This is a genomic window from Phytopseudomonas argentinensis (genome assembly GCF_900113905.1).
GTDB lineage: Bacteria > Pseudomonadota > Gammaproteobacteria > Pseudomonadales > Pseudomonadaceae > Aquipseudomonas > Aquipseudomonas argentinensis.
On the sequence record NZ_FORC01000001.1, the window covers coordinates 352,293 to 372,962 of the forward strand.

General features: G+C 64.4%; 20 protein-coding genes. 8 read left to right on the plus strand and 12 right to left on the minus strand.

Features of this window, described 5'->3' with window-relative positions:
- Positions 1-93: 93 nt before the first annotated feature.
- Both BM154_RS01505 and BM154_RS01510 read left to right on the plus strand, forming a co-directional pair.
- Positions 94-543: a MarR family winged helix-turn-helix transcriptional regulator gene (locus tag BM154_RS01505; protein WP_074880093.1), complete on the plus strand. Its 450-nt coding sequence runs from the start codon at positions 94-96 to the stop codon at positions 541-543.
- A gap of 191 nt (positions 544-734) precedes the next feature.
- On the plus strand, positions 735-1,163 hold the full coding sequence (locus tag BM154_RS01510) for an organic hydroperoxide resistance protein (protein ID WP_073264773.1): 429 nt from the start codon (positions 735-737) through the stop codon (positions 1,161-1,163).
- 59 nt (positions 1,164-1,222) lie between these two features.
- Here BM154_RS01510 and BM154_RS01515 read toward each other — a convergent pair whose 3' ends face one another.
- A complete protein-coding gene (locus BM154_RS01515; protein WP_074880095.1) occupies positions 1,223-1,498 on the minus strand; it encodes a putative quinol monooxygenase in 276 nt (91 codons plus the stop codon).
- 55 nt (positions 1,499-1,553) lie between these two features.
- Positions 1,554-2,291 carry an SDR family oxidoreductase gene (locus BM154_RS01520; RefSeq protein ID WP_074880098.1) on the minus strand — a complete coding sequence of 246 codons (738 nt, stop codon included), beginning with the start codon at positions 2,289-2,291 and terminating at the stop codon, positions 1,554-1,556.
- Between the two features lie 276 nt (positions 2,292-2,567).
- Here BM154_RS01520 and BM154_RS01525 point away from each other — a divergent pair, with 276 nt between their 5' ends.
- The gene (locus BM154_RS01525) at positions 2,568-3,479 is read left to right on the plus strand and encodes an AraC family transcriptional regulator (protein WP_074880101.1); all 912 of its coding nucleotides are present in this window, start codon (positions 2,568-2,570) and stop codon (positions 3,477-3,479) included.
- Between the two features lie 195 nt (positions 3,480-3,674).
- Here the strand turns inward: BM154_RS01525 and BM154_RS01530 are convergent, their stop codons facing one another.
- The 6 genes from BM154_RS01530 to dnaX form a co-directional block, all read right to left on the minus strand.
- Positions 3,675-6,158, minus strand: coding sequence for a TonB-dependent siderophore receptor (locus tag BM154_RS01530; protein WP_074880103.1), 2,484 nt, complete (start codon positions 6,156-6,158; stop codon positions 3,675-3,677).
- A gap of 114 nt (positions 6,159-6,272) precedes the next feature.
- On the minus strand, positions 6,273-7,220 hold the full coding sequence (locus BM154_RS01535) for a FecR domain-containing protein (protein WP_074880106.1): 948 nt from the start codon (positions 7,218-7,220) through the stop codon (positions 6,273-6,275).
- A 3-nt stretch (positions 7,221-7,223) separates the two neighbouring features.
- Positions 7,224-7,730: a sigma-70 family RNA polymerase sigma factor gene (locus BM154_RS01540; RefSeq protein WP_208609409.1), complete on the minus strand. Its 507-nt coding sequence runs from the start codon at positions 7,728-7,730 to the stop codon at positions 7,224-7,226.
- A 154-nt stretch (positions 7,731-7,884) separates the two neighbouring features.
- Complete coding sequence (gene recR, locus BM154_RS01545) at positions 7,885-8,484, minus strand: recombination mediator RecR (protein ID WP_074880109.1); 600 nt, start codon at positions 8,482-8,484, stop codon at positions 7,885-7,887.
- 192 nt (positions 8,485-8,676) lie between these two features.
- Entirely contained in the window at positions 8,677-9,003 is a 327-nt protein-coding gene (locus tag BM154_RS01550; RefSeq protein WP_013791929.1) for a YbaB/EbfC family nucleoid-associated protein, read from the minus strand.
- A gap of 17 nt (positions 9,004-9,020) precedes the next feature.
- Positions 9,021-11,075 (minus strand): DNA polymerase III subunit gamma/tau, encoded by a 2,055-nt coding sequence (dnaX, locus tag BM154_RS01555; protein WP_074880114.1) that lies wholly within the window; start codon positions 11,073-11,075, stop codon positions 9,021-9,023.
- Positions 11,076-11,657: 582 nt separating this feature from the next.
- Between dnaX and BM154_RS01560 the strand changes: the two genes are divergently transcribed.
- Both BM154_RS01560 and BM154_RS01565 read left to right on the plus strand, forming a co-directional pair.
- Positions 11,658-11,879: a hypothetical protein gene (locus BM154_RS01560; protein ID WP_074880120.1), complete on the plus strand. Its 222-nt coding sequence runs from the start codon at positions 11,658-11,660 to the stop codon at positions 11,877-11,879.
- 112 nt (positions 11,880-11,991) lie between these two features.
- On the plus strand, positions 11,992-12,279 hold the full coding sequence (locus BM154_RS01565; protein ID WP_074880122.1) for a DUF3509 domain-containing protein: 288 nt from the start codon (positions 11,992-11,994) through the stop codon (positions 12,277-12,279).
- Positions 12,280-12,340: 61 nt separating this feature from the next.
- Here BM154_RS01565 and BM154_RS01570 read toward each other — a convergent pair whose 3' ends face one another.
- A complete protein-coding gene (locus tag BM154_RS01570; RefSeq protein ID WP_074880125.1) occupies positions 12,341-12,916 on the minus strand; it encodes a DUF1287 domain-containing protein in 576 nt (191 codons plus the stop codon).
- A gap of 178 nt (positions 12,917-13,094) precedes the next feature.
- Here BM154_RS01570 and BM154_RS24095 point away from each other — a divergent pair, with 178 nt between their 5' ends.
- On the plus strand, positions 13,095-13,271 hold the full coding sequence (locus tag BM154_RS24095) for a PA1571 family protein (RefSeq protein ID WP_167364644.1): 177 nt from the start codon (positions 13,095-13,097) through the stop codon (positions 13,269-13,271).
- A gap of 19 nt (positions 13,272-13,290) precedes the next feature.
- Here BM154_RS24095 and pdxB read toward each other — a convergent pair whose 3' ends face one another.
- The gene (gene pdxB / locus BM154_RS01575; RefSeq protein WP_074880128.1) at positions 13,291-14,442 is read right to left on the minus strand and encodes a 4-phosphoerythronate dehydrogenase PdxB; all 1,152 of its coding nucleotides are present in this window, start codon (positions 14,440-14,442) and stop codon (positions 13,291-13,293) included.
- A 114-nt stretch (positions 14,443-14,556) separates the two neighbouring features.
- On the opposite strand from pdxB, the gene BM154_RS01580 reads away from it, so the two are divergent.
- The gene (locus BM154_RS01580) at positions 14,557-15,936 is read left to right on the plus strand and encodes an MATE family efflux transporter (RefSeq protein ID WP_074880130.1); all 1,380 of its coding nucleotides are present in this window, start codon (positions 14,557-14,559) and stop codon (positions 15,934-15,936) included.
- A 213-nt stretch (positions 15,937-16,149) separates the two neighbouring features.
- On the opposite strand, the gene tusA is transcribed toward BM154_RS01580, so the two are convergent.
- Positions 16,150-16,392 carry a sulfurtransferase TusA gene (gene tusA / locus BM154_RS01585; protein WP_070887113.1) on the minus strand — a complete coding sequence of 81 codons (243 nt, stop codon included), beginning with the start codon at positions 16,390-16,392 and terminating at the stop codon, positions 16,150-16,152.
- A 76-nt stretch (positions 16,393-16,468) separates the two neighbouring features.
- The gene (gene rlmM, locus BM154_RS01590) at positions 16,469-17,524 is read right to left on the minus strand and encodes a 23S rRNA (cytidine(2498)-2'-O)-methyltransferase RlmM (protein WP_074880136.1); all 1,056 of its coding nucleotides are present in this window, start codon (positions 17,522-17,524) and stop codon (positions 16,469-16,471) included.
- Positions 17,525-17,765: 241 nt separating this feature from the next.
- On the opposite strand from rlmM, the gene acnA reads away from it, so the two are divergent.
- Complete coding sequence (gene acnA, locus BM154_RS01595; RefSeq protein WP_074880139.1) at positions 17,766-20,504, plus strand: aconitate hydratase AcnA; 2,739 nt, start codon at positions 17,766-17,768, stop codon at positions 20,502-20,504.
- The last annotated feature ends 166 nt before the right edge of the window (positions 20,505-20,670 follow it).

Genomic DNA, 20,670 nt, shown 5'->3' on the forward strand with positions numbered 1-20,670 from the left:
GCGGATCGCCGCGGGCATCTGGCCGGCTTGACTGGCACAGAGTCGGCCAGCGCGCTAAATTGCGCCATTGCCCTGCCCTGCCCCGGAGCCTCCATGACCACCGACGACACCTGCGCCGATCTGCTGCTCGACAACCAGGTGTGCTTCGCCCTGCACTCGACCTCGCTGATGATGACCAAGGTCTACAAGCCGCTGCTCAAGAAGCTCGGCCTGACCTATCCCCAGTACCTGGCGATGCTGGTGTTGTGGGAAGGTGACGGGATTACCGTCAGCGAGATCAGCGCACGCCTGCTGACCGACCCCGGCTCGCTGACGCCGCTGCTCAAGCGCCTGGAGGCCGAGGGGCTGATCGACCGCAAGCGCAGCAGCAGCGACGAGCGCGTGGTCCATCTGCACCTCACCAACAAGGGCCGCGCCCTGCACACCGAGGCGCGGCAGATCCCCGGCTGCATCCTCGATGCCAGCGCCCAGACGGCCAAGCGCCTGGCCAGCCTTACCGCGGAACTCACTGCCCTGCGCAAGCAGCTGCAGAACAGCCTCTGAACCCGACCGGCGTGATCGACAGCTGGTAACCCGGGTCTACACTGAGCCTCATCCGAGGGATGCCAGGTCGACCAGGTGCAATTTTCATCAAAAATACCTTGCGCACTAACTAAACCACGACTAGAGTTCGCCCTGAGCAGTTAAGTTGCGCACTAACAAACATTGCACAAACTAAATACGAGGATTTCACCATGTCTATCGAAACCGTTGCCTACCGCGCCTATGCCGAAGCCACTGGTGGCCGTGAAGGCCGTGCCATTTCCTCCGACGGCGTGCTGGATGTCGCGCTGACCACGCCAAAGGAACTGGGCGGCGCCGGCGGCCAGGGCACCAACCCCGAGCAATTGTTCGCTGCCGGCTACTCGGCGTGCTTCCTGGGAGCGATCAAGTTCGTCGCTGCCCGTGACAAGCACAAGGTTTCGCCGGACAGCTGGATCGAAGGCATCGTCGGCATTGGCGCCGTGCCCACCGGTTTCGCCATCGAAGTGGAACTGAAGATCACCCTGCCGGGCCTGGATCGTGAAGAAGCCAAGGCACTGATCGACAAGGCGCACATCGTCTGCCCCTACTCCAATGCCACCCAGGGCAACATCGACGTAACCCTGACCCTGGTCGAGTAAACGCCCGCCTCACCAACGCAAACGCCCCGGCATCGACCGGGGCGTTTGCGTTTGTGCCGTCAGGCGGCGCGGCTTTGCAGTTGCTGTATAGCTCCGCTATGCCAGGCGCTGGCGAGCACCTGCTGCAACAGCGGCTGGGCGAAATAGCGCTCCAGGTCGTTGCTGCTGCGCCAGCGGCTGAGCAGTTGCCAGCGCTGGCGATCACATTGCAGTTCGAATGCCAGGCAACCGTCCAGGCGCCGCGTCGGCTCCAACAGGTCACGCAGGTAGCCGCCCAGTTCCTCACAGCGCCCTGGCGCCGCTTCAAGTACGGTGATGTGGGTCTGCATGGACATGACTCTCTCCCAAGTGGCGGCTGCCACGGCAATGAGCACCGTGGCAGCCGAACTGTCAGTGGATGCTCGCCGTCGGCCGCACCACCAGTTCGCTGACGTCGACGTCTGCCGGTTGCTCGATGGCGTAAGCCACGGCTCGGGCTATGGCAGACGGGCTGATGGCCACCTTGCGAAATTCGCGCATGGCGTCGCGGGCGCCTTCATCGGAAATGCTCTCGGCCAGTTCGGACTCCACCACCCCTGGCGATACCAGGGTCACGCGGATATCGCCACCGACTTCCTGGCGCAGGCCATCGCTGATCGCCCGTACCGCATATTTGGTGGCGCAGTACACTGCGGCGGTCGGTGACACCCGGTAGGCGCCGATCGATGCCACGTTGATGATCTGCCCGCTGCGCTGGGCCTGCATGACCGGCAAGGCGGCAGCGATGCCGTGCAGCACGCCACGGATGTTGACGTCGATCATGCGGTTCCACTCGTCCATCTTGAGCGCCTCGATCATCGACAGCGGCATCACCCCGGCATTGTTGAGCAACACATCGACGCGGCCATACTCGGCCATCGCCGTGTCGACGAAGGCCTGCACATCGCTGGCATCGGTCACGTCCAGACGGCGGGCGATGGCCTGGCCACCGGCGGCGCGGATGTCCGCCACCAGTTGCTCGAGGCGTTCGACCCGGCGGGCGCCGAGCACGACCCGCGCGCCCTTCTCGGCCAGCAAGCGTGCGCAACCTTCGCCAATGCCGCTGCTGGCGCCGGTGATGAGTACCACTTTTTCTTGGATATTGTTCATGGTGCGATCCTCTGGTCAGTGCGGCTCACTGCGCCGCGATGAACCAAAGGTAAAGGCCGAGCCCCGTTTCGCGTTAGCCGGATACTGGAACATTCTTGCCTGATCGTGCAGATCTTCTTCAACCCGACGCCATCATCGCCGCTTGGCGAGGCCTGCAGGAAATGACATTGCCTATTGCTGTCCCAAGATTGCCCAATACTCCGAACTTCCGTTGCCGCACAGGACGTCTGAGCAATTCCCCGATAGGCTTCGCACAAACCTGCGAGTGAGTACACGATGCAACCCGAGCAGCCTGACGAACTGGCCCTTCGCCAACGCGAACTGGCCCACCTGATTCAGCAGAAGACACCGACCGAGGGCATGCACGAGACCCTTATCGATGGTCTCGGGCTGGCCTATACCACGGCGCCCAGCCTGCCCATGCCGACCCTCTACCGGCCCTGCCTGTGCATCATCGCCCAGGGCCGCAAGGAGGTTCGCCTCGGCGCCGAGCAATACTTCTACGACCCGCTCAACTACCTGGTGGCCTCGGTGACCCTGCCGGTCACCGGCCAGGTGATCGAGGCGACCCCGGAACAGCCTTACCTGAGCGTGCGCCTGGACATCGACCCGGCGGTGATCAGCGAACTGCTGTCCGCCGCCGGACCGATCGGCCTGCCGGCGCCTGGCGCCAAACGTGCACTGTTCGTCGACCGCCTGGACGCCTCCATGCTCGACGCGGTGATTCGCCTGCTGCGCCTGCTCGACACGCCTCGGGACGCCGCCATGCTGGCACCGCTGGCGCTGCGCGAGATTTTCTATCGCCTGCTGCGCAGCCCCCAGGGTCAGCGCCTGCGCGAGATCGTCATGGCCGACAGCCAGAGCCACCGTATCGCCCGCGCCATCGAGTGGATCAACCGGCACTATGACAAGCCACTTCGCATCGAGGAGCTGGCCCGCGAGGTCAACCTCAGCGCCTCGACCCTGCACCACCGCTTCAAGGCCGTTACCGCCCTGAGCCCGTTGCAGTACCAGAAGCAGCTGCGCCTGCAGGAAGCGCGCCGGCTGATGTTCAGCGAGGGCCTGGAAGCGGCGTCGGCGAGTTTCCGCGTCGGTTACGAAAGCCCCTCGCAGTTCAGCCGCGAGTACAGCCGCCTGTTCGGCGCCCCGCCGCTGCGTGATATGCACCGCCTGCGCAACGCGGGTTGAGCGTAAAAGGGCTGCTGCAAGGCAATAGCTGCCGTTCGCATAACGCGTAGGAGGGGCTTCAGCCCCGAGCTTTTTATCAGGGCGAACAAAAGAGCTCGGGGCTGAAGCCCCTCCTACAAGTACTCCGTTCACCGGCTGCTACCGCTACTTTGCAGCCCCCGTCGATGAAGCCGAACGCAGCGACGAAGCCGTCTCTCAGAAACGCTGAGTGACGGTCGCCGTCACTGTACGTTCCTCGCCCAGATAGCACGCCACAGCCGAGTAGCAGGACGCCACGTAGTACTCGTCGGTGAGGTTGTTGGCGGTGAGTTGCAGCGACGTTCCCTTCAAGCCAACCTGGCTCAGGTCATAACCAACCGACGCATCGAACAGCGTGTAGGACGGCACGTTGAAGTCGTTCAGCTCGCTGCCCTCGCTGTGGCCGACATAGCGCGCACCGGCACCGACGGTCAGGCCGGCCAATGCGCCATCGCTGAAGCGGTAGTCGGCCCACAGGCTGGCCATGCGCTCGGGCGTCTGCGGAGGGGTATTGCCCTTGGCGTCCACCACGGCACTGCCAGCGTTGACGAAGTAGGACTTGCTGTAGGACACGTCGGCATAGGTGTAGCCGGCGATCACCTGCAGGTTGTCGACCGGTTTGAAACGTGCCTCCAGCTCGACGCCACGGGAGCGGATGCCGCCGACGCCCTTGTAGAAGCTGTCGGTGACCAGGCTGTTTTCCTTGGCGAACAGGTTCTCCATCTCCAGGTTGAAGAACGACAGGGTGTAGAGGTCGTCGGTGCCCGGCGGCTGGAACTTGAGGCCGGCCTCCCATTGTTCGCCGGTGGTCGGGTCGAGGATCTGCGCACCGCTGGAGTAGTTGGAGGTCGGGTTGAACGAGGTCGAGTAGCTGACGTAGGGCGAAATGCCGTTGTCGAACGCATACAGCACGCCGACATGGCCACTGAGCTTCTCGCCCTGGTTGTCGTCCTTGCCGCTGATCTCGTCATCGATGGACACGTCGTACCAGTCCTGGCGCACGCCGAACGACAGATTCCAGTTGTCGATCTCGACCAGATCCTGCAGGTACAGGCCAGTCTGCTTCTGCCGGCGCAGGGCGTCGCTCACCGGAGCGATGGAGGTCAGGGGATTGTTGCCGTAGACCGGATCGAACACGTCGATCGGGGTCACCGAGCCGGGCGGCTGCAGGATCGAGTTGTCACGCTGGTCGGCGATCTTGTTCTTCGAATACTGGTAGTCCAGGCCCAGCACCAGGGTATGCTGGGCAGCGCCGGTGGCGAAGTCGGCCTGCAGCATGTTGTCGACGATCCAGGCGTGCAAACGCTCCTGGCCGCCGCTGTAGCCGCGATACAGCTCGTTGCTGGTGTCGCTCACGTAGCCCGAGGCCCAGATCTGGCTGTTCGACACCCGCGCGTCCACGTAGCGGAAGTTCTGCCGCGCACTCCAGGTGTCGTTGAAGCGGTGCTCGACCTCGTAGCCGGCCATCTGCTGGGTGCGGGTGAATTCCTCCACGCCGGGATCACCCTCGAAAAAATCCTTCGCGATACGCCGCCCATCACGCTTGTGCACGGTGCCGGAGGCCGGCAGGCTGCCGTGATAGCCGCCGTTGGGATCGTCCTGCAGGTAGGCGTAGAGGGTCATGAAGGTGTCTTCACTGAGGTTCAGCGCCAGGCTGGGCATCAGCGCATAGCGCGTCTCGGTGACGTGATCGGCCTGGGCATCGGCATCCTTGGCCAGGCCGACGAGGCGGTAGGCGATGTTCTCGTTCAAAGGGCCGGTGACATCGAACCCCAATGACTTGCGGGCGTTGTTGCCATAGGACAGGTCCACCCGGCCGGACGGGGTGAATTCCGGTCGCTTGGTGCTGATGGCCGCCAGGCCGCCGGGGTTGCTGCGACCGTACAGCACCGAAGACGGCCCTTTGAGGATGTCGATGCGCTCGATGAAGTACGGGTCGATCTGCAGGCTGCTGTAGGAGCCGGGATCACCCATGGACTTCAGGCCGTCGATGGTGATGTTGTCCACCGAGCCGTCGTTGATGCCGCGAATCGCCAGGTAGTCGTAGCGGTGGGTGTTGCCGTAGGGGTTGCTCAGCACGCCCGGGCTGTAGCGCATGGCATCGGCAGCGCTGAGCGCCCCCTGGCGCTCGATCTGCTCACGGGTTACCACCGAAACGCTCTGCGCGGTTTTCGCCAGCGCCTTGCTGGTCTTGGTCGACACGCTGCTGTGGGTGGCGTTGTAACCGTCCATGCTGCCCAGTGCGTTACCCAGGGCGCGCACGTCGGTGCTCTCCAGCTCCAGCGACGCGCTGCCGGCCTGCGCGGCGGCCTGCAGCGAGTAGCCGCCGTGGCCATCGGCAACGGCCTGCAGGCCGCTGCCCTGCAGCAGCCGTGCGAAGCCTTCGTCGACCCCCGCCTCGCCCTGCAGACCCGGGCTCTGCTTGCCGGCGGTCAATCGTCCATCGACCGACAGCAGCACGCCCGCCTCCGCCGCGAAACGGCTCAGCGCGTCCGACAGCGAGCCTGCCGGAATCTGATAGCTGCGCGCCGCCTGCTGGTGGCTACCGGTATCAATAGCCTGGGCCTGTGCCAGAAGCGGTGAGCAGGCGGCCAGGGCCAGGGTGGCCAGGCGGATCGAGCGGCGCAGATCAAGGGGCGAGAAGCGGAGCGGTGACGACATGCAGAAGTCCTCGAGACATCGCCCGCGCAGGGTGCGCAAGGGCCGGATGCATGGAGGCCAGGCGAGATCGTAAAAGGGGAACCGCCTGCGCAAGAATATTTCACCGGCAGGCTGTCAGCCTGCCAGTGGCTCCACCGTCACCCACCACGGCAGGCGTCGGTTGATGCGGATCGGCAGGCTGCCTGCCAGGGCCTGGAGAATGCGCTCGGGGTCGCCCAACGGATAGGCGCCGACCAGACGCAGGTCGGCCACCCGCGGATCGCAGCCCAGGTAACCCGGCAGGTAATCGGCTAGCTCCGCGATGAAATCCCCCAGGGGCCGGTCATTGGCCAACAATACGCCGCGACTCCAGGCCTGGCGCGCCGGATCCGCCGGCGCGCTGGCGGAGATGCCGTCAGTACCGAAGCGCACCTGATGGCCGGCCTGCAACACCTGACCGGCGCGCCCGCTCGAGGGCTCGATACGCACCGCCCCCGCGAAGACGCTGAGCTGGCTGGAGCCATCGCCCTCGCGCACGCTGAACCGCGTGCCCAGGGCCTGCAGCCGCCCGTGCCGGGTATCGAGCAGCAGGGGCCGCGGATCAGCTGCCGTGTCGATCAATACCTCGCCCTGCAGCAGCCGCAGCAATCGCGTCGAAGCGCTGTAGTCGATATCCACTGCAGTGCGGCTGCCTAGCCAGAGATGGCTGCCATCAGCCAGGCGCACATCGCGGATTTGCCCGGTACCGGTGCGTTCACTGGCCAGCCATGCCCGCAACGGCCTGCCCTGCCCGGCGGCGGCCAGCAACCCTGCCCCTCCCAGCACGGCGAACAGCCCGAGCACCTGGCGCCGGCTGCGCCCTGAATGGCGCAAGGCCTGCGCCGCGGCGCGGCGATGGGTAGCGGCCGGCAGCCTGGCGAACTGGCTGCTGATCGCCTCGACCCGCTGCCAGGCCGCCGCATGCTCGGGGCGCGCCGCCAGCCACTGCTGCCAGGCCTGGCGCTGCTGGTCGCTGACCGGCGGATCGGCGAGCACCGCAAACCACTCGGCAGCCTGTTGCAGGTGAGCATGCTCAGGCGCCATGGCTCAACCCTCGGCCAGCAGCAGGCATTGCAGCATGGCCTGGGCCATGTACTTCTTGACCATGCGCTCGGACACCTGCAGGCGTGTGGCAATCGCCGCGTAGGTCAGGCCATCTAGCTGCGACAGCAGAAACGCCTCGCGCACCTTGGCCGGTAGGCGCAGCAGCATGGCATCGATGGCCAGCAGGGTTTCGATGATCAGCTCGGTGGTTTCCGGTGACGCCGCACAGGGCTCCGGTTGCAGGGCCAGGGCTTCGAGATAGGCACGCTCGATCGCCTGGCGGCGCCAGTGATTGACCAGCAGCGAATGGGCGATGGTCGACAGGTAGGCACGTGGCTCGCGCAACGAAGGCAGCTCGCGCTGTTTGCTCAGGAGCCGAACAAAGGTGTCCTGGGCCAGATCGGCAGCATTCTCGGCACAACCCAGGCGCTTGCGCAGCCAGCCGTTCAGCCAACCGCTGTGCTCACGGTACAGCTGCTGCAGGGACTGCTGGGAGGAAACAAGCGACATCGAGCGCACCATCACCGCACCTGGGAAAGGCAGTAATGGTAATGCTTCTCAAAAGCAAATTATAGAGATTCGTAGCCTGTGGGTTACCGACAACGATGTGCCCAAAGAAACCAGGACGCCTTTGCGGATCTTGCGGTGCAGGCCGCCAATCGGCCTACAGGTTGATCGGCCGCCGACCGGCCAGGGCATGGGCCAGGGTGCCGCCATCCACCAGCTCCAGTTCGCCACCAAGCGGCATGCCATGGGCGATACGCGAGGCGATCATGCCCTTGTTGGCCAGCAACTGGGCGATGTAGTGGGCAGTGGCTTCGCCCTCCACGGTCGGGTTGGTGGCCAGGATCACCTCACTGAACTGCCCGGCCTCGATGCGCGCCAGCAGTTCGGGAATGCCGATGGCCTCCGGCCCCAGGCCATCGAGGGGCGACAGGTGACCCTTGAGCACGAAATAGCGGCCGCGAAAGCCGGTGTGTTCCACGGCGTACACATCCATCGGACCTTCCACCACACAGAGCAGGCTGTCGTCGCGGCGCGGGTCTTCGCAAATCTGGCAAAGCTCGCTTTCGCTCAGGCTGCGACATGATTTGCAGTAGCCCACCCCCTCCATGGCCTGGCTCAACGCCTGGGCCAGCCGTTGAGCACCATTGCGGTCGCGCTCGAGCAGTTGCAGCGCCATGCGCTGGGCGGTCTTCTGGCCGACACCGGGCAGGATGCGCAGCGAATCGATCAGTTGGCGGATCAAGGGGCTGAAGCTCATGGTGCGAGTGCTCGAAGAGGGTAAAGCGGAAAGTGTACGGTGAAACGCCGATACAGGCCGTAGGATGAATCGAACCGAGGGTGATACCCGATCAACCAACGATGGGTTGCACCCATCCTACGGCCCGACGCATCCTACGGGGCGGACCATACCCCTATCGCGGGCATGGCCCACTCCCACATGGAAGCGACCTTAGAACGGCATCTTGAAGCCGGGGGGCAATTGCATGCCGGCGGTCATGCCGGACATCTTGTCCTGGCTGTTGGCTTCGATCTTGCGCACGGCGTCGTTGACGGCGGCAGCGATCAGGTCTTCGAGGATTTCCTTGTCTTCCTGCATCAGGCTGTCGTCGAGGCTGACGCGCTTGACGTCATGGCGACCGGTCATCACCACGCTGACCAGCCCGGCACCGGATTGCCCGGTCACCTCGGCGTTGGCCAACTCTTCCTGCATCTTCTGCATTTTTTCCTGCATCTGCTGCGCCTGCTTCATCAGGCCGGCCATGCCACCTTTCATCATGATGTTGTCCTCGGTAGTCAGGGATTAACGATGTTATCGACAGGTTCGATACTGCCCGCGCGCACGGAGGCGGCGAACTGGGAAATCAATTGCTGCACCAGCGGATCGTTGTGGATCGACGCCTCGGCTTCGCGCTGGCGATTGGCACGCTTGCGAGCGGCGGCCTGGGCTGGCGTTTCCTGCTCTGGCTTGATCAGTTCGATGTCCAGCTGCATCTCGCGGCCGTGGTAGGCATTGAGCGCATCGTTCAGGCGCCGCTGCTGGGTCGCGTTGAACAGTGCACTGTGCCCGGGATCCAGGTGCAAGAGCCACTTATCGCCTTCGGCAGCGATCAGCGTGCAGTTGGCTGCGATGCTGCCGGTCATGCCGCTCAGGCCCAGTTTGGGAAACAGCTCGAGCCACTCGGCGGCCAGGCCGGTGGCCGGCATCGCCGCCGGCTCGGGTTCGGGTTCGGCCTGCGGCTGATCGCCTCCGAGCACATCGGCGAAATCGTAATCCAGGTTGTCGGCATCCATGGTCACGTAGTCGTAGTCGCCGGGTGGCGGCTCGTCATCGCTGTCAGGTGGATTCAGGTCGCTGGTATCGATCACCGGCACGTCGGCCAACTCGGGAACCGGCAGCTCGGTGGAATGCTCGGGCTGTGCTTCCACAGCGGCCGGCGTTTGCGGCGCTGGCTGCGCGGCAACCGGCTCTGGGGCTGGCGCAGCTGCCTCGCTGACCGATGGGGCGGGCGCGGCGGCTTCGACTGGCGCCTCTTCCCAGGGCGGGGTAACCGCCGGCACCGCGGCAACGGGCGCAGATGCCGGCTGCTCGGCAGGCGCCACGACGGCGGCCGGCTGGCTCGGACTGACAGGCGCCTGGGGCGCGGTATTGATGACGGGCGCTGACGCAGCCGGCGCTGCGTCGGCCACCGGTGTTGGCCGGGGATCAGCCTTGGCCTGGCTGATCCCCAGTGGCTTTAGCGCCACCTTCGGGGCATCGCCCTCGCCGGCCGGCCGGAACGCCAGCATGCGCAGCAGCACCATCTCGAAACCGCTGCGCGGATCCGGCGCCAACGGCAGGTCGCGACGGCCGATCAGGCCCATCTGGTAATAGAACTGCACGTCTTCGGCCGGCAGCGCCTGGGCCAGACCGAGCACCCGCTCGCGGTCGCCCTGGCCGTTGTCCACCGCATCCGGCAGCGCCTGGGCGATGGCCACGCGGTGCAGCACGTTGAGCATTTCGGCCAGCACGCCGCTCCAGTCCGGGCCCTGCTCGGCGAGCTGGCGTACCGCCTCGATCACGCCACGGGCATCGCCTTCGATCAGCGCGTGCAACACGCCATACACCTGGCCATGGTCAAGGGTGCCAAGCATGGAGCGCACGTCGGCAGCCAGCACCTTGCCTTCACCAAAGGCGATGGCCTGATCGGTCAGGCTCATGGCATCGCGCATCGAACCATCGGCAGCGCGGCCGAGCAGCCACAGGGCATCGTCCTCGAAGGGGATGTTCTCGGCGCCCAGCACGTGGCTCAGGTGCTCGACCACCCGCTCCGGCGGCATGTTCTTCAGGGAGAACTGCAGGCAGCGCGACAGCACGGTGACCGGCAGCTTCTGCGGGTCGGTGGTGGCGAGCAGGAATTTCACATGGGGCGGCGGCTCTTCCAGGGTCTTCAACAGGGCGTTGAAGGAACTGGTGGAGAGCATGTGCACTTCGTCGATCAGGTAGACCTTGAAGCGTCCACGGCTCGGCGAGTACTGCACGTTGTCGAGCAGTTCGCGGGTGTCTTCGACCTTGGTACGGCTGGCGGCATCGACTTCGATGAGGTCGACGAAACGGCCTTCATCGATCTCCCGGCACACCGAGCAGGTGCCGCAGGGCGTGGAGCTGATACCGGTCTCGCAGTTCAGGCACTTGGCGATGATCCGCGCGATTGTGGTCTTGCCCACCCCGCGAGTACCGGTAAACAGGTAGGCATGGTGCAGGCGCTGGCTGTCGAGTGCGTTGATCAGCGCTTTCAGCACATGGGTCTGCCCAACCATCTCGCGAAACGAACGCGGGCGCCATTTGCGTGCAAGAACCTGATAACTCATTGAAAACCGTCGCCAGAGGAAAGCAAAAGAGCGCTAATGCTAGCTCAAATCGGCCACCCAGTGCGACGCCGATCGGCGGCTATAAAAAGATGAAATCGGGGCTGGCTAATTTTTATACAGCCGCGTATAGTTCGCCCTGTTCGTACCACGCTGCAAGTCATCCGGCCGTATGGCCTTCTTGATGGTTTCCTGGCAATCGGCATCCAATCGATGCACGCATCCCTGCCAAGACCCCCTCCGCTGACTGATCTGGCCGTCTCGCTCACGCGCTGAACTCGCCAGTCTTCCGAAGTACAGACCCGCTCCAGCAAGCCGTTGAACAACTAGCTGCGTTGCCATTGCTGCGTTGAAGCCAGCTTCGAATGCTCATTTACAGCTCGTAAATTGCGCCTCTCGCCTGTCTTCGCCTTGCATTGGCTACCTCGCCCAGGCGCTCAACAGCCGCTGGTTCCACCTACATATAGGTGGAACTTAAAAGCGCGCAGCTCGCTCCGATAACCAATCCCGTTGGCATAAGCCCGCGACCGGAGCCCTTTATTTATGGCGCGATCATGCGCCTGCAGTATCAGGAAACACCCGATTATGAATACCAGTCAACAAATCCAAAACGCTATCCACACCCTGTCCAACGCTTTCGCACCGCTGGCCTGCCATATTCTGGCGCCTCGCAAGGGCAGCTTCAGCTTCACCGTGGTGGACCACACCGGTGTCGCGCAGCACACCCAGCGCCTCTACCCTGGCCAGTACAGCGCCGACTCGCTGCCCAAGGTTATCGAACGCACTCGCCAGGCCCTGCTTCGCTAAACAGGCAAGAACTGCGAATTTCATCACTATCAGGGAGCGAAATAGCGGCCATCGTCGAACTAAATGATTTCCAGTTACTCTTAGGTGTTCCTACTTCAACTGGAGTTCGTCAATGGAAAGTAGTCATCGACAGCTTGTCGAGCAGCTATTCGCCCCGCTACGCGCCACCTTCAGTCGGCCTCGCCCGGACGGTAGCATCGTTCTCTCCCTGATCGATGAAGCGGACACCACCGCCTACAGCCGAGTCCTGCAGAGACTGCAGATCGATGACTCGAACGCTTTCGCCCAGAGCCTCGAAGACATCCGCCTGGAACTGGCCGTCAGGGCCGGCAACATCCCGGCCGAGATGCGCAAGGTACTCAAGGAGCAGGACAGCGTGATCAGCTACCATCACGCCTGACCGTTCTGGATCAGCCGAAGCCCCGCTGCCGACAAGGCGCGGGGCTTCGTCGTTTGTGCGCCTAGCCCGGCGCAAAGCGGTAATGCCCGATGATCGGGAAACGCCACAGGATGGCCTCCTCCCGGGTACCGGCACCGATGTTATGCAGGATCAATGGCTCGCCCGCCGCAGACAAACGATCGGAGACGATGCCGATATGGGTCTGCCCGCGGCCCAGATCCCAGGTGACAATATCGCCCGGGAGATACTCCCCGGTGTCACGGCTGAGCGCCAGCGCCATGCCCTGGCGCCGGAACCAGGTCATCAGATTGGGCACGCGGCGGTGGTCGATATTGCGGTCCGGGCGCTTGAGCCCCCACTGCCTTGGGTACGCCGAGAAGTTAGCCGCCATGTCCTCGTGCACTGCCTTCTGCAGATCCAGGCCCTGCAGGCGCAGGGCGCGGATCACCACGTCGGTGCATACCCCGGTTGCCGCCGGCACGTCGCCGCCAGGATAGGCAATGCGCCGGTAGGCGGGATCGTAGCCCAGGGTCACGCCCACCTGCTCACGGGCCCCACTCACCAACCGGCCCGGCTCGATGGCAAATACCTGCAGACTCAGCAGGCAACCGAGCAGCAACCATGATGCCCTCAACATCGCACACCTCCCTCCCTAGCCAACACCATTCGACGGACGCTCTTCTTTATAGGGTAATTTTTTGCGACAGTATGACTGGGCACGGTTGAAGCCATATTGGAATGCCCCCATCACTACATAACGTCGTCATGCAGGATGCCCGTCGACAAAGCGCATACCACCTGATGAGGAGACCAAGATGAGTAGTCCCGACAAGCAACAGGCATCGCAACCAGACAGCGACTGTGAGCTCGCCCACGGCGCGCTGATCGACCCTAACGGCCGGGAAATCCCGATTACCGAAAGCATGATCCAGCAAGCATGCAGCGAGCTCGACAAGGACGCGACAGCCAACCAGCAGGACGCCTCCCGCTGACGAGCCATCAGACTCTCCGTCATCTCACATTGATCACGCGCGCGCCCAGCGCGCTGATCAGCGCCTCCAGGGACTCGTCGATGCCGAGCAGCTCGACCTCCAGCCCTTCTATTTCACGCCGCATGGGATAGCGCTTGCGCAGCAGGTCGAAGCCGGTCTTGCGTGCCTGCTCGTCGGTAACCAGACTGCGCCGCAAATCCGCATCGTCACGCCGTGGGTCATACACGACGTTGCATACCGTGGCCAATGCCCAGGCCGGATCGCTACCCGCGGCGATGCTCAAGCGCTGCAGCCAGCGGGCCGGAGTCAGTGCGTCCAGCGAGATAGCCGGCTCGATACCCTGGTGCCTGCAGAACGCCTGGTAGATCTGCGCCGTGCCGCGCAGCTTGCCATCGAGGCTGTAGCCGGCAATGTGCGGTGTAGCGATATGGCACAGCGCGGCCAGCTCCAGATCGACCAGCGGCTCGCCCTCCCATACGTCCAGCACCACATGCAGATCGGCGCCGCGCTGCAGGTGCGCGCGTAGCGCCCCGGTATCGAGCACGGCGCCTCGGCTGGCATTGAGCAGCCAGGTGCCGGGGCGCAGTTGCTCCAGCAGCTCGGCGTCGAGCAGGTGCCGGGTGGCGAACTCGCCGTCCCCTGTCAGCGGGGTGTGCAGGCTGATCACGTCGCACTGCTCGACGATCTGCTGCAGGCTCACGTAATCGCCACCCTCGGCGAGCTGCCGGGGCGGATCGCAGACCAGCACCCGCCAGCCCAGGGCGCGCAGCACCTTGATCAGCCGCTCGCCGACCTGCCCGGCGCCGACCACGCCATAGGTGCGCTGCGTCAGATCGGCGCCCAGGCGCTCGCCGAGCACCAGCAGGCTGCCGAGCACGTAGTCGACCACTCCACGCGCATTGCAACCCGGTGCGCTGCTCCAGGCGATGCCGGCTGCGCTGAAATAATCAAGATCCAGGTGATCGGTGCCGATGGTGCAGGTGCCGACGAAGCGTACCGGGCTGCCCTGCAGCAGGGTGCGGTCGACCGGCGTAACCGAGCGCACCAGCAGCAGCTCGGCGTCGGCCAAGGCCGCGCGGTCGATGGCGCGCCCAGGCAACCGACGAATTTCGCCGAAACCAGCGAAGAACTCGTCGAGCAGGGGGATATTTTCGTCGGCAACTATGCGCATGGCAGCTCTCCACAAACTGGTGAGCATTCTACCTGCAAGCGCGGCACCTCGCCTTTCCTGACCGATCCGTCAGCGCGTAGACTGTGCGGTTTTCTCTGCCCAGTGAAACCTGTCATGTCTGCTCAGTCCCGCCTGCAACGGGTGCGCGCCGAATTGCGCACGCTGCTGGCCCTTGCCTTGCCGATCATCGTCGCGCAGTTGGCCTATACCTCGATCGGCTTCGTCGACACCGTGATGTCCGGGCGCTTCAGTGCCCGAGATCTGGCCGCCGTGGCCCTTGGTAACTCGATCTGGGTACCGGTGTTCCTGCTGATGACCGGCATCCTGCTGGCCACCACGCCCAAGGTTGCCCAGCGCTTCGGCGCCGGCCAGCATGGCGAGATCGGCCCGCTGGTGCGCCAGGCCCTGTGGCTGGCATTGGCGGTGGGCTGCCTGGCAGGCACGCTGCTATGGAACGCCGAGTTCGTGTTGCGCCTGATGAAGGTGGACGCAGACCTGATCGAGCCGGCCATGGGCTACCTGCATGGTGTGGCGTTCGGCTTTCCCTGCGTGGCGCTGTTTCATGTGCTGCGCTGCTACAGCGACGGCCTGGGCCGCACCCGCCCGGCCATGGTGGTAGGCCTGCTAGGCCTGCTGGTGAATATCCCGCTGAACTATGTGCTGATCTACGGCAAGCTCGGCCTGCCGCCGCTGGGCAGCGTCGGCTGTGGCTGGGCCACGGCGCTGGTGATGCTGTTCATGCTGCTGGGCATGCTCTGGTGGATTCGCCGCGCACCGGCTTATACCGAGACCACGCCGCTGCGGCATTTCGACTGGCCGCAGTGGCTGCCGATCAAGCGTCTGCTGGGCATCGGCCTGCCGATTGGCATCGCGGTATTCGCCGAGTCGAGCATCTTTGCGGTCATCGCCCTGCTGATCGGCGGCCTGGGCGCCACCGTGGTCGCCGGGCACCAGATCGCCCTCAACTTCGCCTCACTGGTGTTCATGATCCCCTACTCCCTCGGCATGGCCGCCACCGTGCGCGTCGGCCAGGCACTCGGCCGCGAGCAGCCACGCGAGGCGCGTTTCGCCGCCGGGGTGAGCATTGCCACCGCATTGGCCTACGCCTGCGTATCGGCGACCTGCATGCTGCTGATGCTCGAACCCATCGCGCGGATTTACTCGTCGGCGCCGGAGGTGATCGAAGTGGCCGTGGCGCTGATCCTCTACGCCGCGCTGTTCCAGTTTTCCGATGCCATCCAGGTTACCGCTGCCGGCGCGCTGCGCGGCTATCAGGACACCCGGGCGACGATGATCCTGACCCTGTTCGCCTACTGGGGCATCGGCCTGCCGGTCGGCTACCTGTTGGGCCTGAGCGAACTGTTCGGCGCCGCCAGCGGCCCGGCCGGACTGTGGCAGGGGCTGATCGTCGGGCTGACCTGTGCGGCGCTGATGCTCACGCTACGGCTGAAGAGCAGTGCCAGGCGGTGGATTCGTATGAAGGCAGCTGTCTAGATAGGTAGGGCGTACTCGCGAAGCAGTACGCCTTTGCAGTGCTGGGCGCGTGTCGTACTACCGAACCGAGTGAATCGGCGGACTGTTCGCTGACGCTCCTGAGTCCGCCCTACGGGCTGCGAATGCAGCCGCTCTCCGCTTTGCGATATCAATGGTGGGCAGAAGTCAGCGCTCCCACATGGGTCACCGAATACCCGCCTTTACCTCACCCGCTCAATCAACCTTCTTGCGAATCCAGTACAGGTAAGTCTCGGCATCCTGCGCCTGCTCCACCAGCTCGTGGCCGAGAAACACGCAGAACTTGGGGATATCGCGCTGGGTGGAGGGGTCGGTGGCGATCACCTTGAGCAGGCCACCGGCCGGCAGGTCGCGCACCTTGTTGTGCAGCATCATCACCGGCTCGGGGCAGAACAGGCCGGTGGCGTCGAGGGTGTCGTCAGGGGTCGAATCGAGCATCACGGGCTCCGCGTCATCAATCTTGCACTATTTATGGAGTGGCCATCGGCAGCGATGGCGCACTTGTCCAACCTGTTTACTTGCTCAGTCGGCGCAGGTGGCAGGTCACTTCCTCACGGTCGTGGTACAGCTGCTTGCAGGCGATGGTCGCCTTGACCTTGCGCGCCGCCAGGCCTTCAGCGATGCGTTCGAGCAAACGCTGCACCTCGGCGTAGCGCTGCTTCATCGGCAACTTGAGATTGACCACCGCCTCCCGGCAATGTCCCTCGCCGATCCAGGTTTCCAGCAACGCAGCACTGCGCGCGGGCTTCTCGACGATGTCGCAGACCATCCAGTCCACCGGCTGCTTGGGCTTCCAGGTGAAGCCGTCGACCATCAGGTGCTTGACCAGGCCGGTGTCCATCAGGCTCTCGGCCATCGGACCGTTGTCGATGGCGGTCACCAGCATGCCGCGGCGTACCAGTTGGTAAGTCCAGCCACCCGGTGCGGCGCCCAGGTCGACGCCGGTCATCTCGTCCGACAGGCGCTCGTCCCACTGCTCACGGGGAATGAAGGTGTGCCAGGCCTCTTCAAGTTTCAGGGTCGAGCGGCTGGGCGCCTCGCGAGGGAACTTGAGGCGCGGGATGCCCATTGGCCAGATCGCCGAATTGTCGGGCGCGGCCATGCCGAGAAACACCTCGCGGCCACTCTTGAAGGTCAGCAGCAGGCGCGGCGCGCGGGCGTCTTCCGCCAGCTTGCCGGCGCCGGTCAGGGCCTTGCGCAGCGGGCCTTCGAACTTCTTGCAGAAGCCGGACAGCTCCTTGCCGTCGTTGGTGTCGAACACCTCCAGCCACAGGCTGCCGAAGGTTGGCAGCGGCGCCAGGTGCTCGAGCAACACGCTGATACGGTCCTTCTCGGGCAGCTCGATGAAACGCCCGAGCGCCCACTGGCGGATGAAGATCAACTGGCTGAAGCGCAGCCCGGCCATCAGCCGCTCGGCACCCGCCTCATCACTGCAGATGAATTCGGCGCAGGCCGTGTCCGGCTTGGCCTTGGCGTAACCGGGCACATCGAGACGCGCCGCATGCTCGGATATCTCCGAACACACCTCGTTCTCGAAACCGGGGCGGCAGTGCAGTAACAACGTATTCATCGACACTCTCCTTGGGGCGCGCATGATAGCGAAAACCGGAACCCAGGGCCTCAGTTCCCTGTCCAGAGAACAGCATCCCGGCATCGCCGGCTGCGCCGACGGACTATGCTCGACGGGCGCATGATCAGGCGACGGCTCACCGCACGCCACGCGAGCCGGCCCAGGGAACACTCGCGCAGAGTCACAGAAGCTCTGCCAAACCAGAACGGCTTGTACCGTGCAAGCCATAAGGAGATGCACGATGCCTTCCATCGATAGCCTGAACTGCCGCCGCACCCTCGAGGTGGACGGCAAATCCTACGATTACTTCAGCCTGCCGGATGCCGCCAAAAGGTTGGGCGACATCGACAAGCTGCCGGTGTCGCTGAAAGTGCTACTGGAAAACCTGCTGCGTTGGCAGGACGACAAGACCGTGACCCAGGACGATTTGCAAGCCATCAGCGACTGGCTGCACAAGCGCAGCTCCGAACGCGAGATCCAGTACCGCCCTGCCCGCGTGCTGATGCAGGACTTCACCGGCGTACCCGCCGTGGTCGACCTGGCCGCCATGCGCGACGCCATGGCCAAGGCCGGCGGCGACCCGCAGAAGATCAACCCGCTGTCGCCGGTGGACCTGGTGATCGACCACTCGGTGATGGTCGACAAGTTCGCCAGCCCCGAGGCCTTTGGCGAGAACGTCGAGATCGAGATGCAGCGCAACGGCGAGCGCTACGCGTTCCTGCGCTGGGGCCAGAGCGCCTTCGACAACTTCAGCGTGGTACCGCCGGGCACCGGCATCTGCCACCAGGTCAACCTGGAATACCTGGGCCGCACCGTGTGGACCAAGGAAGAAGACGGCGTGACCTACGCCTACCCCGACACCCTGGTCGGCACCGACTCGCACACCACCATGATCAATGGCCTGGGCGTGCTGGGCTGGGGCGTCGGCGGCATCGAGGCGGAAGCGGCGATGCTCGGCCAGCCGGTGTCGATGCTGATTCCCGAAGTGATCGGTTTCAAGCTGACCGGCAAGCTCAAAGAAGGCATCACCGCCACTGACCTGGTGCTGACCGTCACCCAGATGCTGCGCAAGAAAGGCGTGGTCGGCAAATTCGTCGAGTTCTATGGCGACGGCCTGGCCGAGCTGCCCCTGGCGGATCGCGCCACCATCGCCAATATGGCGCCGGAATATGGCGCCACCTGCGGCTTCTTCCCGGTCGACGAAATCACCCTGGATTACCTGCGCCTGTCCGGCCGCCCGGATGAGACAGTCAAGCTGGTCGAGGCCTATTCCAAGGCCCAGGGCATGTGGCGCCAGGCTGGCAGCGAGCCGCTGTTCACCGATACCCTGGAGCTGGACATGGGCCAGGTCGAAGCCAGCCTGGCTGGCCCGAAACGCCCGCAGGACCGCGTCGCCCTGCCCCAGGTCGGCCAGGCCTTCGAAGACTTCCTCGGCCTGCAGCTCAAGCCGCCACGTAAAGAGGAAGGTCGCCTGGAAAGCGAAGGCGGCGGTGGCGTGGCCGTCGGCAATGCCGCGCAGAACGAAATCCACTATGAATTGGACGGCCACCGTCATCCGATCAGCGACGGCGCCGTGGTGATCGCAGCGATCACCTCCTGCACCAACACCTCCAACCCGAGCGTGATGATGGCCGCCGGCCTGCTGGCCAAGAAGGCGGTGGAGAAAGGCCTGCAACGCAAGCCGTGGGTGAAGAGTTCACTGGCGCCGGGCTCCAAGGTGGTGACCGAATACTTCGCCGCCGCCGGGCTGACCGAATACCTCGACAAATTGGGCTTCGACCTGGTCGGCTACGGCTGCACCACCTGCATCGGCAACTCCGGCCCGCTGCCGGATCCCATCGAAAAAGCCATCCAGGATAACGACCTGACCGTCGCCTCGGTGCTGTCCGGCAATCGCAACTTCGAAGGCCGCGTGCACCCGCTGGTGAAAACCAACTGGCTGGCCTCGCCGCCCCTGGTGGTCGCTTATGCCCTGGCGGGCAGCGTTCGGGTCAATATCGCCGAAGAGCCGCTGGGCGAAGACCGCGACGGCAAGCCGGTGTACCTGCGCGATATCTGGCCGAGCCAGAAGGAAATCGCCGAGGCGGTGCAAAAAGTCGACACCGCCATGTTCCGCAAGGAATACGCCGAGGTGTTCGAAGGCGACGAGCAGTGGCAGGCCATCCAGGTGCCGGAAGCCGACACCTATACCTGGCAGAACGACTCCACCTATATCCAGCACCCGCCATTCTTCGAGGCCATCGACCAGGCACCACCGGCGATCACCGACATTGCCAATGCGCGCATCCTGGCGCTGCTAGGGGACTCGGTGACCACCGACCACATCTCCCCGGCCGGCAACATCAAGGCCGACAGCCCGGCCGGTCGCTACCTGCGCGAGCAAGGCGTCGAGCCGCGTGACTTCAACTCCTACGGCTCGCGCCGTGGCAACCATGAAGTGATGATGCGCGGCACCTTCGCCAACATCCGCATCCGCAACGAGATGCTCGACGGCGAGGAAGGTGGCATCACCCTGCACGTGCCAAGCGGCGAGAAGCTGGCGATCTATGACGCCTCCATGCGCTACCAGCAGGAGGGCACGCCACTGGTGGTGATCGCCGGCAAGGAATACGGCACCGGCTCCAGCCGCGACTGGGCGGCGAAGGGCACCAACCTGCTGGGCGTCAAGGCGGTGATCGCCGAGAGCTTCGAGCGCATCCACCGCTCCAACCTGGTCGGCATGGGGGTGTTGCCGCTGCAGTTCACCGCCGGCGCGGATCGCAAGAGCCTGGGCCTGACCGGCAAGGAAACCCTGGCGATCAAGGGCCTGGACGGCGTCGAGGTACGCCCGCACATGCCGCTGACGCTGGAAATCACCCGCGAAGACGGCAAGCTGGAAAGCGTCGAGCTGCTCTGCCGTATCGACACGCTCAACGAGGTCGAGTACTTCAAGGCCGGCGGCATCCTGCACTACGTGCTGCGCCAACTGATCGCCGGTTGATGCTCATCCGTGCAGCGCCGCTAATCGCAGCGCTGCATGAAACTCTCCTAGCCCGGGTCGAGCGCAGCGACACCCGGGTTTCTTTTGCGCGCTCGAACGAGCCCTGTCCACCCTCGACCAATAGACTGCCGCTTTACCGGCGTCAAAGGTGACGAGCCTGGAATAT

What these genes read in the sequence shown, in the direction of transcription:
- pdxB (WP_074880128.1), bottom strand. Translation starts at nt 14,442, where the DNA reads ATGCGCATAGTTGCCGACGAAAATATCCCCCTGCTCGACGAGTTCTTC.
- recR (WP_074880109.1), bottom strand. Translation starts at nt 8,484, where the DNA reads ATGAGCTTCAGCCCCTTGATCCGCCAACTGATCGATTCGCTGCGCATC.
- rlmM (WP_074880136.1), bottom strand. Translation starts at nt 17,524, where the DNA reads ATGAATACGTTGTTACTGCACTGCCGCCCCGGTTTCGAGAACGAGGTG.
- BM154_RS01510 (WP_073264773.1), top strand. Translation starts at nt 735, where the DNA reads ATGTCTATCGAAACCGTTGCCTACCGCGCCTATGCCGAAGCCACTGGT.
- BM154_RS01560 (WP_074880120.1), top strand. Translation starts at nt 11,658, where the DNA reads ATGAATACCAGTCAACAAATCCAAAACGCTATCCACACCCTGTCCAAC.
- BM154_RS01550 (WP_013791929.1), bottom strand. Translation starts at nt 9,003, where the DNA reads ATGATGAAAGGTGGCATGGCCGGCCTGATGAAGCAGGCGCAGCAGATG.
- BM154_RS24095 (WP_167364644.1), top strand. Translation starts at nt 13,095, where the DNA reads ATGAGTAGTCCCGACAAGCAACAGGCATCGCAACCAGACAGCGACTGT.
- BM154_RS01535 (WP_074880106.1), bottom strand. Translation starts at nt 7,220, where the DNA reads ATGGCGCCTGAGCATGCTCACCTGCAACAGGCTGCCGAGTGGTTTGCG.
- BM154_RS01525 (WP_074880101.1), top strand. Translation starts at nt 2,568, where the DNA reads ATGCAACCCGAGCAGCCTGACGAACTGGCCCTTCGCCAACGCGAACTG.
- BM154_RS01530 (WP_074880103.1), bottom strand. Translation starts at nt 6,158, where the DNA reads ATGTCGTCACCGCTCCGCTTCTCGCCCCTTGATCTGCGCCGCTCGATC.
- acnA (WP_074880139.1), top strand. Translation starts at nt 17,766, where the DNA reads ATGCCTTCCATCGATAGCCTGAACTGCCGCCGCACCCTCGAGGTGGAC.
- BM154_RS01565 (WP_074880122.1), top strand. Translation starts at nt 11,992, where the DNA reads ATGGAAAGTAGTCATCGACAGCTTGTCGAGCAGCTATTCGCCCCGCTA.
- BM154_RS01580 (WP_074880130.1), top strand. Translation starts at nt 14,557, where the DNA reads ATGTCTGCTCAGTCCCGCCTGCAACGGGTGCGCGCCGAATTGCGCACG.
- BM154_RS01540 (WP_208609409.1), bottom strand. Translation starts at nt 7,730, where the DNA reads ATGTCGCTTGTTTCCTCCCAGCAGTCCCTGCAGCAGCTGTACCGTGAG.
- tusA (WP_070887113.1), bottom strand. Translation starts at nt 16,392, where the DNA reads ATGCTCGATTCGACCCCTGACGACACCCTCGACGCCACCGGCCTGTTC.
- BM154_RS01505 (WP_074880093.1), top strand. Translation starts at nt 94, where the DNA reads ATGACCACCGACGACACCTGCGCCGATCTGCTGCTCGACAACCAGGTG.
- BM154_RS01515 (WP_074880095.1), bottom strand. Translation starts at nt 1,498, where the DNA reads ATGTCCATGCAGACCCACATCACCGTACTTGAAGCGGCGCCAGGGCGC.
- BM154_RS01520 (WP_074880098.1), bottom strand. Translation starts at nt 2,291, where the DNA reads ATGAACAATATCCAAGAAAAAGTGGTACTCATCACCGGCGCCAGCAGC.
- BM154_RS01570 (WP_074880125.1), bottom strand. Translation starts at nt 12,916, where the DNA reads ATGTTGAGGGCATCATGGTTGCTGCTCGGTTGCCTGCTGAGTCTGCAG.
- dnaX (WP_074880114.1), bottom strand. Translation starts at nt 11,075, where the DNA reads ATGAGTTATCAGGTTCTTGCACGCAAATGGCGCCCGCGTTCGTTTCGC.